Source organism: Sphingomonas baiyangensis (genome assembly GCF_005144715.1).
GTDB classification, from domain to species: domain Bacteria; phylum Pseudomonadota; class Alphaproteobacteria; order Sphingomonadales; family Sphingomonadaceae; genus Sphingomonas; species Sphingomonas baiyangensis.
The window spans coordinates 2118360-2133615 of sequence record NZ_SWKR01000002.1; the positions used below are offsets into that span (position 1 = coordinate 2118360).

The following is a 15256-nucleotide window of genomic DNA, read 5'->3' on the forward strand; positions in this document are numbered from 1 at the left end:
ACTCCCCCACATGCTGAATCGATTTTGTGCCGCCCGCGTGCGACGAGCCAGGCCGGCCCGACCCACTCGCGCTTGTTCAACTAAGCAAGAACGAAGCAGCCGGTGGCTTGTGATTGCGCCGCACGGTCAGCGGCAAGACGAGAAATAGTATCGCTAAAACGGGTCGCGGAGCGATTTACACAACGCCGCAATAGCCCGTTCATCGAGCAACCCCCTCCGCTCACCGTACCCCGCCGAAGACCGCCTAGAATCACAGGGTGGTCGCACGCATTACTACGGAACCACCGCCACAATTTCTCAGGCAATTTCCGCAATCTGTCGGTAGCCCTGCCCTGGTGTCAAGGGAGCAACCGCGGGCTGGCACGCCACGCGATCCGCACGGCGCTGCGACGAAGCGGACCCGCCACAACCGAACGCCCCGGCTTTCACGTGACGTGAAATCTTAAGCCTCTGCTTTTGTTATATTAATCCGCGGACCAGACAGGATACGCGCACTTCCGACGGCCTCCGTCGCACGGCAAACCGCTCGCTCGCGACCGCCCGCGCGCCCGACAACGCAATCTATTGCGCGTTCAACGCAAGTCTTTCCGCCCGCGTGCCGGGGCATCGCCCGGCAACAAAAAAGGGGAGCGGTCTCGCGACCGCTCCCCCCTCTTTGCCAATCGTCTTCGGGATCAGAAGCGCACGCGCGTGCTGACGAAGAACGACCGGCCGATCACGTCGTACACCGACGGGAAGGTGTTGTTCTGCTCGCCCGAACCACCCGACTGGCTGCCCGGCAGCAGCGGCGGCTGCTTGTCGGTCAGGTTGGCGACGCCGAAGTTGAGGTCGAACGTCTCGGTCGGCGAGAAGCCGAAGGTGAGGTCGAAATAGTTCATCTCGGGCAGCCGCTCGACGGCATAGATCACCGCATCCTGGCTGTCGCGCACCGAGCCGAGATAACGCCACTGCAGCGAGGCACGGGCCATTTCGCTGCCGAGCGAAAGCCGCGCGTTGTGGCGCCACTTCGGCAGCGGCACACCGGCGACGTTGCCGGCGCTGGCGGGGGTGCAGAACAGACCGTAGCGGCCGGCGCACTCACGCACGATGTCGAGGCCGAGCACCGGCGTGTAATCGTACGACAGCAGGCGCGAGCCCTGGAAGCTGAAGCCGATCGAGCCGCCCTCGATCCCGAACAGACTTTCGGGCCGGTGGGTGTAGTTGACCCCAACGTCGATGCCGGTCGTCTTCAACCCGCCCGAGTTCGCGTTGAGATCGTTGATGCGCTCGAGCTGTCCGAGCGAGTTGCGCGTGAGCAGCGAACAGAAGTTCTGGAGCTGCTGCTCGAAGCAGGCGGCGCCGATGTTCGCGGTGCCGATGCGCGAGATATAGTCCTCGATCTCGATGTTGTAATAGTCGACCGTCGCTGTGAAGCCGCGCAGGAAGGTCGGCGCGAACACGCCGCCCACCGTCCAGGTCGTTGCCGTCTCCTCGCGCAGGTTCGGGTTGCCGCCGAGGAACGTCGTCGGCGCGGTGATGACGGGGTTGCTGAGCGCTTCGCGCGCCACCGGGTCGGCAAGCACCGCCGCCGGCACGCCCTGCGCGATACAGAACGCGTTGAGCGAACCGCCCGGCGCTGCGGAGGCGGCGCCGCAGCCGTCGATGTTGACCGCTGCCGAGACGGTGTTGCCGAGGAACAGCTCGTTCACGCTCGGACCGCGAATTGCGCGGCTGTACTGGCCACGCAGCGTCAGGTCGCGCACCGGCGCGAAGATGCCGTTGATCGCGTAGGTGTACACCGTGCCCGGCGCGTTCGAATAATCGGATACGCGGCCGGCGAGGTTCAACTCGGCCAGGTGGACGAACGTGTTGTTCGCCAGCGGGATGTTGACCTCGGCGAACGCCTCCTTGACGGTGTACGCACCGGCGGTCGGCTGGCCGGGGTTGAAGCCCGCGACATTGCCCGATGCCAGGAACGTGTCCGGTGTGACGCTGCCCGCCTCGCGGCGCCACTCGCCGCCGATCGCGAGCCCGACCGGACCCGTGCCGAAGTCGAGCAGGCGTGGGTTGGTCAGCGCGATGATCGCGTGCTCGGTCGTGTATTCCTGCAGATTGGTCGCGCCGATCCCCAGATACTCGATCGCCTCGGGCGAGATGTTGTTCAGGCCGAAGATGTTCGCCGGAACGCACCCGGCAGCCCGTGCGGCCGGATCGGTACAGACCAGCACGCCGCCGTTCGGGACGTCGGCGAACGGAAACGGCGAGATAGCGCCGGTCGTGGGGTTCTGGAACGAATTGTTGGTCGCGGCCAGGAAGTTGGAGAGCGCAACGTTGCCGCTCTGCCGCTGCGCGTTCTTGGTGCGGGCGTACATGTACGAGCCGTCATAGCTCCAGCCGCCGCCCAGGTCGCCGCGCAGACCCGCCATGATGCGGTAGGCGTTGCGGTCGTCTTCACCGCGACGCGGCCCGAGCGCGAGCGTGCGCGAAGAGAAGCTCGGCACGGTGATATAGCCGTTGTTGCGGGTCGCCGCGTTGGTTTCCGCCGCGTCGAGCGCCTGGAAGGCCGCGCGGACCGACGGCGCCAGGAACGGCGAATTGGTCTGGACGGTGAGCCCACCGAGAACGCCGTTCGCCGACTGGCCGAACGCGACGGTGTTGCCGATCGGCGTGGGGGCGAGCTCCTGCGTCACGCGGTTGTTGATGAACTGTGCCGAGATGTACGGCACGATCGCCTCGGTAACCTCGTAATGCGCCTGCGCCGAAACGAGGAAGCGCTCCTGCGGCACCTGAAGGTAGTTGATCGGCTGGAAGTTGTAGGCGTCGGTCGGCACGTACGGGCCAAGGCTGCCGTCGGGGTTGAAATCGAGCGAATCGGTCCCAAACCCGAGCAGGGCACCGAGTCCCGGCTGGACCACGCGCGTCTGCGGCACGAAGCCCGAGCCGCCGTTGATGATCGTCGGCGGATTGCCGCCGAGGTTGGTCAGCGCGTTGATGCCGAAGTCACGCGCCCCGGCGAAAGTACCCGAACGCTTGAGGTAGCCGACATGCACCGTCGCGTTGCCGCGGCCGTCTTCCACATTGGCGCCGATCGTCGCGTTGACGTCCCAGATCTGCGCGTCGCCGCGCTCGCTGACATTGTACTGGGACTGCAGGTCGATGCCCTGGAAATCCTTCTTGAGGATGAAGTTGACGACGCCCGCGATCGCGTCCGAACCGTAGACCGCCGAACGGCCGCCCGTCACCACGTCGACGCGCTCGACCAGCGCCGCCGGAATCGTGTTGAGGTCGACCTGCTGCGTCACGTCGTAAGAGACGTAGCGCTTGCCGTCGACCAGCGTCAGCGTGCGCGACGCACCCAGTGCGCGAAGGTTCACCGTGGCCACGCCGCCGCCCGGATTGTTCGACGTCGATGACGTGGTGGCAGTGACCTGCGGCAGATCGTTCAGCACGTTCTCGATGTTCGCCGAACCCGATTGCAGCGCGATTTCCTCGGCGCCGACCACGGCGACCGGTGCGGCCGACTCGATATCGGGGCGCGCGAGGCGCGAACCGGTGACCACGATCTCCGAGCTGGTCTGCGATTCGGTCGCGTCATCCTGCGCGATCGACACGTCGTCGGCGCTGCCCGACACGGTCTGCGCAGCCGCCGGCGCGGCGAATGCAGCGCACGAAATCAAGAGCGTCGAAGCGAGCAGTCGCCCGCGGTAAACTGGCTTCATCATTTAATCCCCCTGGTTACGCGACCGTTCTTGCGGATCGCCCCTGGACCTCTCGGCTTTGCGCCGATGCGGCCACTCTTGCGTTGATCGGCGCACGTCGCAACGCTAGATGTCGTCTGTTGTTTTGAGCGCCTCAAAGATGTCGCCAGAAGCAACAGAGCCGCATTGACCTGCGACTTCACGGCGGCGACCGGGAAGCCTGCCTATAGGGAAAGGGGATTGGGGTGCGGATCGGTTCTGGATTGTTCGTAGCGGCAGGATTGATGGCACTGCCGGGCACCGTTAGCGCACAGGATCGCGAAAGCTCCTCTCCGCTTATTGAAGCGCTATCACAATGTCTTGCGGTTACTGCCGATGCCGAGCGGCTCGCCTGCCTCGACGCCGGCGCGCGGCGGCTGGTCGATGCGAGCCGACGTCGCGAGGTGGTCGTCGTCGACGAGGCCGAGGTCAAGAAGACGCGGCGCTCGCTGTTCGGTTTCTCGCTTCCGCGGATCAAGCTGTTCGGCAGCGAAGGGCCTGACAGCGCCGAGGAGGTCGACGAGATCGAGGTCGCGATCAAGAGCGCGGCGCTGCTGGGCAATGGCTATATGAGCTTCACCCTCGCCGATGGCGCGCGCTGGACCACTACCGAGCCATGGGCGGCACGCACCCCCAAGGCGGGCGAGACGCTGACGATCAAGAAGGCGTCGATGGGAGGGTATTTCGTCAAGATCGCCCACGCTCGGGCCGTTCGCGCGCAACGCACGGGCTGAGGCCGCTATTCACTCGCCAGTGGTGCGGCGCTCACCGCAGTAACTACCCGCGCAACCACCCGGTGATGGCGTAGCGCGGGCCCGGCGCCGCGCGGGTGACTTCCGACACGCTGTGCGATTGCGGCACCCGGAACAGGTTGAGCGTGTTGAGCGCCGGCACGAAGCCGTCATGCACCCGCCTATCGTCGTGAAAGAGCAGCAGCCCGCCCCATTCGGGGCGCCATAGCGGCGTGAGGCCGAACACATAGGCCGCGTGACGCGCCTTGCCCGTCACCGCGTCATCATGTGCGGTCAGAAAGTCGCCCGGATGATAGGCAGTCGCCTGCGCATCGGCGAAACGTATCGCGCCTGCGCCGGTGATCTTGTGCAACACCGCCTGTACCGGCCCTTCCGACATGAACGTCGCGAAAGCGGCGAGCGGATCGGTGCTCGTCGCGCGGCGCTCGGGATCATCGGGAACGCGGATCGAACAGAAGCGATACTGAAAGCCCGCGCGCGCGCCGGCATAGACCCCCGCCTCGAGCTGCGCCGAAGCCTCGGGTGTCAGCGCCGCCTGCGCCGCCCGGCCGAGTTCGTACACGGTGTCGCCGGCGTTGATGACGCGCAGCCAGTCGTCGCGCGCTGCCAGATGTGCATGCCAGGCCTCCGCGATTCCGGGCGCCAGGAACTCGGCGATCTGCACGCGCCCCGCCGACGCGAAACGCGCCGCGAGCGCAGCCACGTCCAGCGAGGGATTGAGCATCAGCCGTGGCAGCATCGCTTCATATCCCTCCGTCCCAATCGCAAGCGGCTGTGTCGTGCGAAGGCCAGCGACTAGACCGAGGACAGGTTTAGCTCGGCGGCGCCGCGTTGCCGCGCTTCGGCGTTGTAACGCTCGAGCTCCTCGTCGGCGAGTGCCTCCAGCCGCGCCCGCACCGCCTTCCACTGCTTGTCGAGGTCGGCCTTGCGCTGGTAGCGGCTCGCGGTCGGGCGACCCTCGGCACTTCCGCTGCCGTACCCGCCATCGGTCACGAGCGTGCTGTAGAGCGTGTCATACTGCGCGTTCAGGCCGGCGGGCACGCCGCGTTCGCCGGCTGCGGGCACCGGCACGATCGCCGCCTCGACCGCGAACAGCGCGGCGTCGAGCGCAGCAGCCGCAGGGCTGAGAGCGGCCGTCGGCGCGGCAGGGGTAGCCGGCGGAGCCGCCACGGCCCTGCGCAGCGTGCGTATTTCGGCCAGCACGCGGTTCATCTCGGTAATGGTGTCGCGCACCGCCGTCGCCATCGCATATTGCGCGTCATAATCGGCCTGCGAGATATCGGGCGCGCGCGGATTGCCGGTGACGATCAGCGGACGCGTCTCCACCACCGACCCGGCGTTGAGCCGAACAGTATAGCGTCCCGGCGCAACCTTAACGCCCTGCCCGCCTGGTGCGATCTTGCCGTCCTTGCCCAGCACCATCGGGCCGTCGCCACGCAGGTCCCATACGATGCGGTGGAACCCGGGTGTCGTGCCTGGAGAATTGTCCTTCGCGCCGTCCTTTGCGTCGGCCTCCGCCGGCGCCGTCGCCCCGGCTGCCGCATCCGCGCGGCTGAAGCGGCGCACGACGGCACCGCGCGCATCGAGAATCTCGACCGTCGCATCCGGGACTTCGCTGGCGAGCACATAATGGATCAGCGCTCCGTGCGGCAGGTCGTCGGGCAGCACCAGGTCGACTTCGCGAAGCGGCAGGCCTCCCACGCCGCGCGCGGCAGGACGCGGCGCATAGAGCCGCGCTTCACGGCGCGAAGCGTCGACAGCCAGTTCGCGCAGCGGCCCCAGATCATCGAGGACCCAGAACGAGCGCCCCTGCGTGGCTACCGCCAGATCACCGCGATGCACCTTGAGGTCCATCACGGGCGTCGCCGGAAGGTTGAGCTGGAGCGGCTGCCACCGCGCGCCGTCGTCGAACGACACGAACAGTCCGAACTCGGTGCCCGCATACAGCAGCCCGCGCCGTGCATCGTCCTCGCGCACCACACGGACCGGGTGGTTGGCGGGGATGCCGTTGCTGCCATCGGCGATCCGCGTCCACGTCACGCCATAATCGTCGGTGCGGAAGATGAACGGGGTAAAATCGTCGAGGCGGTAGCGGTGCGCGGCCACATAGGCTCGGCCGGGCGCATGCGGCGACACCTCGATGCGATTGACGGTCGTCAGCGGCGGCAACGCTGGCGGCGTGATGTCGGTCCAGCGCTTGCCGTCGTCGCGCGTGATCTGCACACGGCCGTCGTCGGTGCCCACCCAGATCGTGCGCGCGTCGTGCGGTGACGGCGTCACCGCAAGGATCGTGGTGAAGGTCTCCGCCCCGTTGGGGTTGTCGGCGGTGATCGGCTCGCCAGGCCACGCCTGGTAGCGCTTGTCGTTCGTCGTCAGGTCGGGCGAGATGCGCGTCCAGCTCTCGCCGCGGTCGCGGCTGCGATACAGATACTGGCTGGCCTGATACACGGTGGCCGGGTCGTGCGGGCTTACCACGATTGGCGCCAGCCACTGCCACCGGTTAATCTTGTCGCGCGGCGCGAGTGCCATCGCTTCCGGATAAACGGTAACGCTCACCCGCGTATCGTTGCGCAGGTCCAGCCGGTTGATCTCGCCGCCGTAACAGCCGCCGAACACGATGTCGGGATGGTCGGGGTGCAGCGCTACGGGTCCCGTTTCGCAGCCGGCGGCATAGCCCCATTCCTGCTGCGGCCGCAGCGAATTGTGCAGGCGCCGATGCGGCACGCTGATGCTCGAATTGTCCTGCTGCGATCCGTACAGCCGGTACGGCACCTGATTGTCGACCTGCACGTCGTACAGCTCGGCAGTGGGCTGGTTGTATACCGACGAGAAGGTGCGACCGTTGTTGACCGTCACCACCGTACCGCCGTCGTTCGACACGCCGAAGATTTCTGGATCGCGCGGGTTGATCCAGATGTCGTGCACGTCGCCATGCGGCAACGGTATGTCCTTGAACGTCTTTCCGCCGTCGGTCGAGCGCAGCAGCGGCACGTTCATCACGTACACGATGTCGGGATTGACCGGGTCGGCGCGCACGTGCCCATAGTACCAGGGCCGCCCGCGCACCTTCGTTTCGGTGTTGACCAGCGTCCAGGTCGCGCCGCGATCGTCCGAGCGGTAGAGCCCGCCGCCCGGCTCCGCTTCCACCAGCGCCCATATGCGCTTCGGATCGGCCGGCGACACCGTCACCCCCACCTTGCCGACGAGCCCCGTCGGAAGACCGCCGGCAAGCTTGCTCCACGACGTTCCGCCGTTGGTGCTCCGGTACACCCCGCCCTCGGGGCTGCCGGAGATCATCGTCCACGGCTTGCGCTCGATGCGCGACATGCCGGCGTAGATCTCGTCGGGGTTGTCAGGGCTCATCGAGAGCGTCACCGCGCCGGTGCCGTCGTTGAGGAACAGCACATGCTCCCACGTCGCGCCGCCGTCGCGCGTGCGATAGACGCCGCGTTCGCGGTTCCGGCCGAAGGGGTGGCCCAGCGCGGCGACATAGACCACGTCCGGGTTGGTGGGATGCACCAGCAGCTTGCCGATGGCACCCGATTCCGGAAGCCCGAGGTAGCGCCACGTCGCGCCCCCGTCGGTGGACTTCCACACGCCGCGCCCGATCGAGCTGTTGCCGCGGATCGAGGCTGAGCCGGTGCCGACATAGATGATGTTCGGGTCGCTGTCGGCCACGTCGATCGCGCCGATGTTGCCGATGTCGAGGAAACCGTCGGTGACGTTGGTCCAGTGGCCGCCGGCGTCGTCGGTCTTCCACACACCGCCGCCGGTGGTGCCCATGAAGAAGGTGTTGGGCTGCTCGGCGATACCGGCCACGGCGGTCGAGCGACCGCCGCGGAACGGTCCCACCATGCGGTATGACAGGCCGTCGTAGAGCGCGGGATCGACGGCAGGCGCGACGGCAGGCGCGGGTGCGGGCGTCGGAGCCGGAGCGGGCGCGGGCGGCGTCTGGGCGTGGACTCCGGCGACCGGCGCCAGGACGAGGAGCGCCAGCCCCGCGCCGCAAAGCATCGCGGTGGCCGACCGGGCGGAGAAGCGATTCGACTGGAGCATGCTGGCTTTCGCGGAGGTAAGGAAAAGAGGCGCGGTCACGTTCGCTGTGCGACTATATGTTCGCAATGTTGCCTCGTAAACCTGACGTGGCAATCTGCATTTCGCGTCGTCGGGAAGGATCGCCCAGCACTTCGGGTATTGATTGGCGCTGCGCCGTCGGCGGGTGACAGGCAGAACGCTCTGCGCGACGCATTACCGAGCCGGTCCAGACCAGCGCCGAATGAGAGCGCTTGCGATTCGCCGTGAGCTTCAATTGGCAAACGAGATATCGCGCCAGCGCCGGGCCATGGCTGTACGCGTACGTAATTTGCGTTCGGAAGGACGATTGCGTGCACCCGCCGCAACGCGATGCGCGACCTAATAGGCCAGCGCGCAGCCGTCGGCGCGCATTTCGCTGGCCGCCGCCCACACCGTCGCCGCGCCGTCCTTCCGCCGCTCGACCGCTTGATAGCGTCCGAAGCTGCCGTCGGGCTCGCCGATCGTCCAGCCCATGCTCGCAAGCGCCGCGCGGGTGGCGTCGGGGACTCCGCTTTCCAGGCGCAACAGCCCCGTTGGCGGCAGGTCCGGCCCGTCCTCGCCCATCGATTGCGAGGACCCCTCATGGTGCCAGCGGGGGCTGTCGCCCGCCGACTGCACGTCGAGGCCGTAGTCGACGCGGTTGACGATGATCTGCGCCTGGCCCTGCGGCTGCATGTCGCCGCCGATCACGCCGAAGCTCATCCAGGGCTCGCCGTCGCGCGTGGCGAAGCCCGGAATGATCGTCTGGAAGGGCCGCTTTCCGGGCGCATAGATGTTGGGATGGCCGTCCTGCAGCGTGAACAGCTGGCCGCGGTCCTGGAACATGAAGCCCAGCCCGTCGGCGACCAGCCCCGATCCCATGCCGCGGAAGTTGGACTGGATCATCGACACCATCATCCCGTCACGGTCGGCGGTCGCGAGATAAGTGGTGTCGCCCCTTGCCGGCGCCCGGCCCGGCGTCACGCGCGGATTGATTCGGTCGGGCCGGATCAGCCGGGCACGTTCGGCGGCATAGTCCTTGGACACGAGCCAGTCGGCAGGCACACGCGCGAAGTTGGGATCGGCATAATAGCGGGCGCGATCCTCGTAGGCGAGCCGCTTGGCCTCGGCCTGAAGATGGATCGACCGCGCCGACTGGAAGCCCGCGCCGCGAAGGTCGAACCGCTCGAGCATGTTGAGCATCTGCAACGTCGCCAGACCCTGCGTGTTCGCGCCAAGCGCATGCACGGTGACGCCGCGATAGTCGGTGGCATAGGGCTTGACCCATTCCGACCGGTGGCGCGCAAGGTCGTCGGCACGCAGCCAGCCGCCGATCCGCCGGAAATACCGGTCGATGCGCTCGGCGATCTCGCCGCGGTAGAAGGCGTCGCGTCCACCACGCGCGATCAGGCGGTAGGTCTGCGCCAGATCGGGGTTGCGGAACACCTGACCGAAGCCCGGCGCCTCGCCGTTCGGCGCAAAGGTGCTGAGCGCGTTGGCGACTTCCTCGATGCCCGAGTCCGATCGCCGGAACGCGGCAATGCTGCGCTGCATGTAATAGCTGACGATATCGGGCACCGGCGCGCCGCCCTCGGCATAGGCGATGGCGGGTTCGAACAGCGCCGCCCAGGGTAGCTTGCCGTACCGGCGATGGAGTTCCCACCAGCAGTCGACCGTGCCGGGCACCGATACCGTCACTGCGCCGAGTGGCGGCAGCACGCCACCTTTCGCGCGCGCGCGAACCGTTTCCAGACTCAGGCCTCGCGGCGATGCGCCCGACCCGGCGATGCCCATGACTTCACGCGCGCGCGGATCCCACAGCATGACGTAGCAGTCGCCGCCGATGCCGCACGAGGTCGGCTCGAGGAATCCCAGGCACGCGTTGATCGCGATCGCCGCATCCACCGCCGAGCCGCCGCGCCGCAGGATGTCGATCCCCGCCTGCGTCGCCAGCGGATGCGCCGTGCCTGCCGCGCCCGACATGCCGTACACCGCGGTGCGCGACGCGAAGCTCGCGCCGACCGGGCGATCGCCGGCGCGCACATCGGGCCGCACGAACCGCGCTTCCCCTTCTACCCAGCGACCCGGCAGGCGTTGGTCCGCCGGCGCCGGCGCGCCGCCCTGACCGGGCGCAGGTATCGCCGGTTCGGGGCTCGGCCGACCCTGCTGCGCCGACAACGGAGCGGCGACGGCAGCGGCAGGCAGCGTGGCGATAAAGGTGCGGCGATCCATGGGACAAGCTCCTCGATGACCACCTTAGTGTCTTGCGACGGCGGCTAACGCAATGCGGTGGAGGGCAAAGCCCGGCTGAGGGAACGATCGCGACGATCCAGCGCAAGTTGCGTGATCGCATAAGCCCCTGACCGGCGTGCGCGGTCGCGCATTGACATCCACTGCCCCGGCAATAGCCTCATGCGCTCGCGAGCCGTGCAACATGCCTCGCGTGCCCGGGGGGATCTCACAGCCGATGTTCCGATTGCTCTTTTGCCTCGCCCTGCTCTGCGTCCTCAATCTCGCGCCATTGCCCGCCAGCGCACAGGGCTCGCCGAACGCGTCGACGCTTGCAGCCGTGATCGAGGAGGCGCTGGCGATCGGCGAAGGCGAACCGGGAACGCCGCAACACGAAGCGGCGGCTGCCGCGTACCGGGCCGTGCTCGACAAGGCGAAGGCGATCGACCGCGATCGGCTGAGCCTCGACGATCAGGTCGACCACGAACTCCTCGTCGCGCATGTGCGGACGCGCTTGTTCGAGATCGAGACGCTGCGTCTGCACGAAGTGAACCCCGCCTCGGTGTTCGCGCTCGAGCAGACCAACCGGCTGTTTCTGCGTCCCGGCGCGCTGCCCGACAGCGCGGTCGAGAAGGCCGTCGGCGAATTGCGGCGGCTGCCGGCAGTGTTGTCGCGCGCGCGGCAGAACCTCAGGAACCCGGCGCGCACCTGGACCGAGAACGCGATCTACCAGGCTTATTACGCCCGGCTTCTGCTGCGAGACGAGGTTCCGAACGCAATCGTCGACAGCCCCGATCTGAAGCGCGAGCTTGTGGCGGCGGCAGGCGAGGCGCTTGCGGCAGTCGACGGTTTCGAGCGCTGGCTCAAGAACGACCTGCTGCCGCGCTCGACGCGCTCTCCGGCCTGGAAGCCCGAGGAGATCGAATTCTACCAGTTGGTTCAGGAGCAGCTCGACGAATACAAGGTAGACGACATGCTGCGCATCGCCGAGGAGGAGGAGCGGATCCTTCTGGGCGAGATGCGCGAACTGGCGCGCCAGATCCATCCGAGCGGAGACCTGCGCACCGCCTGGGAAGTGATGAAGAGCGAGGCGCCGCCATGGGAGCATGTGATCCCGATGGCGCAGCGCTATGTCGACATGATGAGCGCGTGGCTGAGGGGACCGGGCGCGCACATCGTCACCATCCCCGACTATATCGATTACGGCGCACGGCTCTCGCCGCCGATGTCGCGGCGGATCCTGTCGTTCGGCGGCGCCACGGGCGGCCCCACCATCGCGGGGCGGCAATCGGGCTATTACATCCTGACCCCGCTCGAAGACATCCTCACGCCCGCCGAGCGCGCGAGCCGCATCAAGGCGTATAACCCCTATTGGACGCACGTGATCTCGTATCACGAATGGCTCGGCCACAATGTGCAGATCGCCGCCCGGAACGAGCATGCCACCCGGCCGATGCGGCGCGCCTTCCGCAGCGCCTATTTCAGCCAGGCCTGGTCCTTCTACCTCGAACGGCTGATGGAGGAGGAAGGCTATTACAAGACGCTGCCCTATATGGAGGAGTTGAAGACGCTGATGGCGCGGCGGCAGATGCGCATGTGGCGGGTACAGCGCATCCTCACCAAGCTGCGCATGGCCAAGGGGGAAATGACGTTCGACGAGGCGGTCACCGCCTATGTCGAGAAGATCGGCATGGAGCCGACCAATGCCCTCATCGAGGTTCAGCGCGATTCACAGACGCCGGCATCGCCCGGGCGCGAGATCATCGGCGAGCGCGCGATTGTGAAGCTGCGTGACGAATATAAGCGCCGCATGGGCGAGCATTATTCGATGAAGCGATTTCACGACACGCTGCTGACCTATGGCGACCTTCCCTTCAAACAGATCCGCCGGCTGATGTTCGAGGATTAGGCCGTCGGCCAACCCGTAACAGCGAAGCGCCAGGCAGCCAGGATTCCGGGTCGCCGGAGCGGGCGAACGCCCGTTCAATGCTGCGCGGGGCGCGGCGCCCGAAGGCGAGGATTGTCAGATTCATCAGACTGTGTGGTGCGGTCGAGAAGACTCGAACTTCCACGGGCTTTCGCCCACAACGACCTCAACGTTGCGCGTCTACCAGTTCCGCCACGACCGCACATGATGTCCGAAAGGATATGAACCCCCGGCCGGTAGGCGGGTGCCCCTAGCAGCCGAATCGCAGCCGTGCAACCGGCGTTTCGCGGGCGCTATCGGGCGGCGCGCCGAGCCGCTAGAGCCGCGCGGCCATGACCGCCGCCCGCGCTTCCGCAACCCAGGAGATTCGCCGCCTGATGGCGCTCGCCTGGCCGGTGATGCTCACCAGCCTCAACTGGACGATCCTGCATATCACCGACGTGGTGGTGGTGGGGCTGACGGGCGTCGACGAAGTGGCCGCGCTCGCCGCCAGCCGCGCGATCACCTATATCGGCATCGTCGTCGTGCTTGGCTGGCTTTCGGGCGTGCTCGTGTTCGTGTCGCGCGCCGATGGCGCCGGCGACCTGCGCGAGACCGGCCGCGTGCTGCATGAGGGGCTGGCGCTGGGGCTGGTGCTGGGCTTCCTGAGCGGCGGCGTGCTGTTCGCCTTCGCGCAGCCCATGCTGCTCGGTGTCGGCGTCGATCCGGCCATCGCGCCGGCGGCGGCGCGCGTGGTGCAGGCGATGGCGCTCGCCTATCCCGCACAACTCGCGAGCATCGCCGCCAGTTTCTTCCTCGAAGGTGTCAGCCGGCCGCGTCGCGTGATGGTGGTGCAGCTTTCGGTGCTGCCACTCAACGCGTTGCTCGCCTGGGCATGGTCGGGCGGGCATCTGGGCTTTCCTGCCTGGGGCGCGGTGGGGGCGGCCGCCGCCACCGCCACGGCTTCGTGGGCCGGCGCCGCGGCGATGCTCTATGCCGCCTTCACGCTTCCGCGCGCGCGCGAGCGCGGGGTGCGCACGCTTGCCGGCCTGCGCCCGATGGGCGTGCTGCGCCTCGCGCGCTTCGGGCTGGTGCCTGCCATCGCCTCGGGCCTCGAGCTTGCCGGCTTCTCGATCCTCATCGCCTTGTCGACGCAGCTCGGCACTGCCACCGCGCATGCCTTCCAGATCGTGTTCTCGGTCCACAACGTCACCTTCGGGATCGCGCTCGGGCTGGGGTCGGCCGCCGGCGTGCGCGTCGGCAATGCGGTGGGCGAAGGGCTGCCCGGCGAAGCGGCGGGGCGCGCATGGCTGGCGGCGGCGCTGGCGGCAGTGCTCACCGGCGTGCTCGCAATTGGCATCCTCGCCGCCGCTCCCGCTATCGTCGCGGCCTTCCCCTCGATCGATGCCGTCGAGGCGATCGGCGTCGCGATGCTCGTCGCCTGGGCGCCGTTCATCCTGTTCGATGGCGTGCAGGTGGTGTTCGTCTACGCGCTGCGCTCGCTCGGCGATCAGGTGGCGGCCGGGATCAACGGCATCCTAGCCTTCTTCCTGCTCACCGGCTTGTCCGGCTGGTGGCTGGTGCGCGCGGGCCATGGCCCGCTTGCGCTTGTCTGGGCGTCGGCGGCGGGGATGGTGGCGGCGGCACTGCTCGGCGGGCTACGCCTGTGGTGGATCAGCCGCCCGCATCGCCTGCGAAGCTGAGCTCGAGCCGCTTCGAATTGGCCGGCACGTCGAGCTTGCCGCTCGAAAAGTCGATGCTCGCATTGGGCGCGAGCGAGCGTGCCTTGGGCGTGATCGTCCAGCTGTAGACAATGCGGCCCTGCGGGTCGCGCAGCTCGGCGCGGATGTCGGGCACGCGCTGCATTGTGCCGCTCGGATTGGCGACGCGGCCCGAGACGACGAACAACTCGGCGCCGCTCTGCAGGAACTCGCGCGCGATCGACTGTTCGGCGAAGCGCAGCGGCGTCTGCGCCTCGCCCAGCGGCAGGCCCAGCTGTGCTGCGATGCCCGGCGCACCCGAATACAGGATCGCACCGATGCCGAGCAGCATCGATACGCCCGCCACCATCGCTGCCGCGGTCCAGCGGCGCGCGGGGTTGCGCCGTGGCTGGAACGGCGGGCGATGCGCAAAGGCGTCGAAACGCGGCTTGTCGATATCGGGATCGACATAGCTGAACACGCGCTCGGGCGGCGGCGCAGCCGGTGCCGGCGCGGCGCTCGAAACCGGCGGCGCGGCGGGAGCGGCGACGGGCGGGGCTTCCGCGGGAACCTCCTGCGGCGAGGCAGGCACTGCCGGCGCGGCATCGGGCACCGGCTGATGCACCAGCGCCGGCGGCTGGAACCAGCTATGCTTGCACTTGGCGCAGCGCACCGTGCGCCCGTCGGCGCCGATCGAGGAATCGGGCACGACATAGCGCGTACGGCATTGGGTGCATTCGAGGATCATCGGCGCAACTTCAAATGGGCTACTCGACCCGGATCGGCCGGTACGAATCTAAACATCACGCAAGGCTTGCTGGCAAGGGGCTTGGCGACATTGCCCGGCCGGCACCGCCCCGGCTTGAGCGCACGCACCGGACGTGCGATGGCACGGCTCCT

The 15256-nt window shown here is 67.6% G+C and carries 8 protein-coding genes and 1 tRNA gene; 3 read left to right on the plus strand and 6 right to left on the minus strand.

Annotated features, from left to right (window positions below; translation table 11 throughout):
• Positions 1-674 precede the first annotated feature (674 nt).
• Positions 675-3698, minus strand: a complete 3024-nt coding sequence (locus FBR43_RS13570; RefSeq protein ID WP_169542616.1) for a TonB-dependent receptor domain-containing protein — start codon at positions 3696-3698, stop codon at positions 675-677.
• Positions 3699-3922: 224 nt separating this feature from the next.
• On the opposite strand from FBR43_RS13570, the gene FBR43_RS13575 reads away from it, so the two are divergent.
• Positions 3923-4450, plus strand: a complete 528-nt coding sequence (locus FBR43_RS13575) for a hypothetical protein (RefSeq protein WP_169542617.1) — start codon at positions 3923-3925, stop codon at positions 4448-4450.
• A 43-nt stretch (positions 4451-4493) separates the two neighbouring features.
• On the opposite strand, the gene FBR43_RS13580 is transcribed toward FBR43_RS13575, so the two are convergent.
• The 3 genes from FBR43_RS13580 to FBR43_RS13590 form a co-directional block, all read right to left on the minus strand.
• Entirely contained in the window at positions 4494-5207 is a 714-nt protein-coding gene (locus tag FBR43_RS13580) for a 2OG-Fe(II) oxygenase (protein ID WP_249276599.1), read from the minus strand.
• Positions 5208-5263: 56 nt separating this feature from the next.
• The gene (locus FBR43_RS13585) at positions 5264-8524 is read right to left on the minus strand and encodes a glycosyl hydrolase (RefSeq protein ID WP_169542618.1); all 3261 of its coding nucleotides are present in this window, start codon (positions 8522-8524) and stop codon (positions 5264-5266) included.
• 357 nt (positions 8525-8881) lie between these two features.
• Positions 8882-10753, minus strand: coding sequence for a gamma-glutamyltransferase family protein (locus tag FBR43_RS13590; RefSeq protein ID WP_136943610.1), 1872 nt, complete (start codon positions 10751-10753; stop codon positions 8882-8884).
• A 235-nt stretch (positions 10754-10988) separates the two neighbouring features.
• Between FBR43_RS13590 and FBR43_RS13595 the strand changes: the two genes are divergently transcribed.
• Positions 10989-12659 carry a DUF885 family protein gene (locus FBR43_RS13595; protein ID WP_169542619.1) on the plus strand — a complete coding sequence of 557 codons (1671 nt, stop codon included), beginning with the start codon at positions 10989-10991 and terminating at the stop codon, positions 12657-12659.
• 133 nt (positions 12660-12792) lie between these two features.
• Here FBR43_RS13595 and FBR43_RS13600 read toward each other — a convergent pair.
• Positions 12793-12879 (minus strand) — tRNA-Leu (locus tag FBR43_RS13600).
• Between the two features lie 130 nt (positions 12880-13009).
• On the opposite strand from FBR43_RS13600, the gene FBR43_RS13605 reads away from it, so the two are divergent.
• On the plus strand, positions 13010-14359 hold the full coding sequence (locus tag FBR43_RS13605; RefSeq protein ID WP_249276600.1) for an MATE family efflux transporter: 1350 nt from the start codon (positions 13010-13012) through the stop codon (positions 14357-14359).
• Here the strand turns inward: FBR43_RS13605 and FBR43_RS13610 are convergent.
• Entirely contained in the window at positions 14331-15104 is a 774-nt protein-coding gene (locus FBR43_RS13610; protein WP_136943612.1) for an MJ0042-type zinc finger domain-containing protein, read from the minus strand. The genes FBR43_RS13605 and FBR43_RS13610 overlap by 29 nt on opposite strands.
• Between the last annotated feature and the right edge of the window lie 152 nt (positions 15105-15256).

Coding starts and splice junctions, on each gene's coding strand:
- FBR43_RS13570 (WP_169542616.1), bottom strand. CDS start 3,698: ATGAAGCCAGTTTACCGCGGGCGACTGCTCGCTTCGACGCTCTTGATT.
- FBR43_RS13580 (WP_249276599.1), bottom strand. CDS start 5,207: ATGCTGCCACGGCTGATGCTCAATCCCTCGCTGGACGTGGCTGCGCTC.
- FBR43_RS13585 (WP_169542618.1), bottom strand. CDS start 8,524: ATGCTCCAGTCGAATCGCTTCTCCGCCCGGTCGGCCACCGCGATGCTT.
- FBR43_RS13590 (WP_136943610.1), bottom strand. CDS start 10,753: ATGGATCGCCGCACCTTTATCGCCACGCTGCCTGCCGCTGCCGTCGCC.
- FBR43_RS13595 (WP_169542619.1), top strand. CDS start 10,989: ATGTTCCGATTGCTCTTTTGCCTCGCCCTGCTCTGCGTCCTCAATCTC.
- FBR43_RS13605 (WP_249276600.1), top strand. CDS start 13,010: ATGACCGCCGCCCGCGCTTCCGCAACCCAGGAGATTCGCCGCCTGATG.
- FBR43_RS13610 (WP_136943612.1), bottom strand. CDS start 15,104: ATGATCCTCGAATGCACCCAATGCCGTACGCGCTATGTCGTGCCCGAT.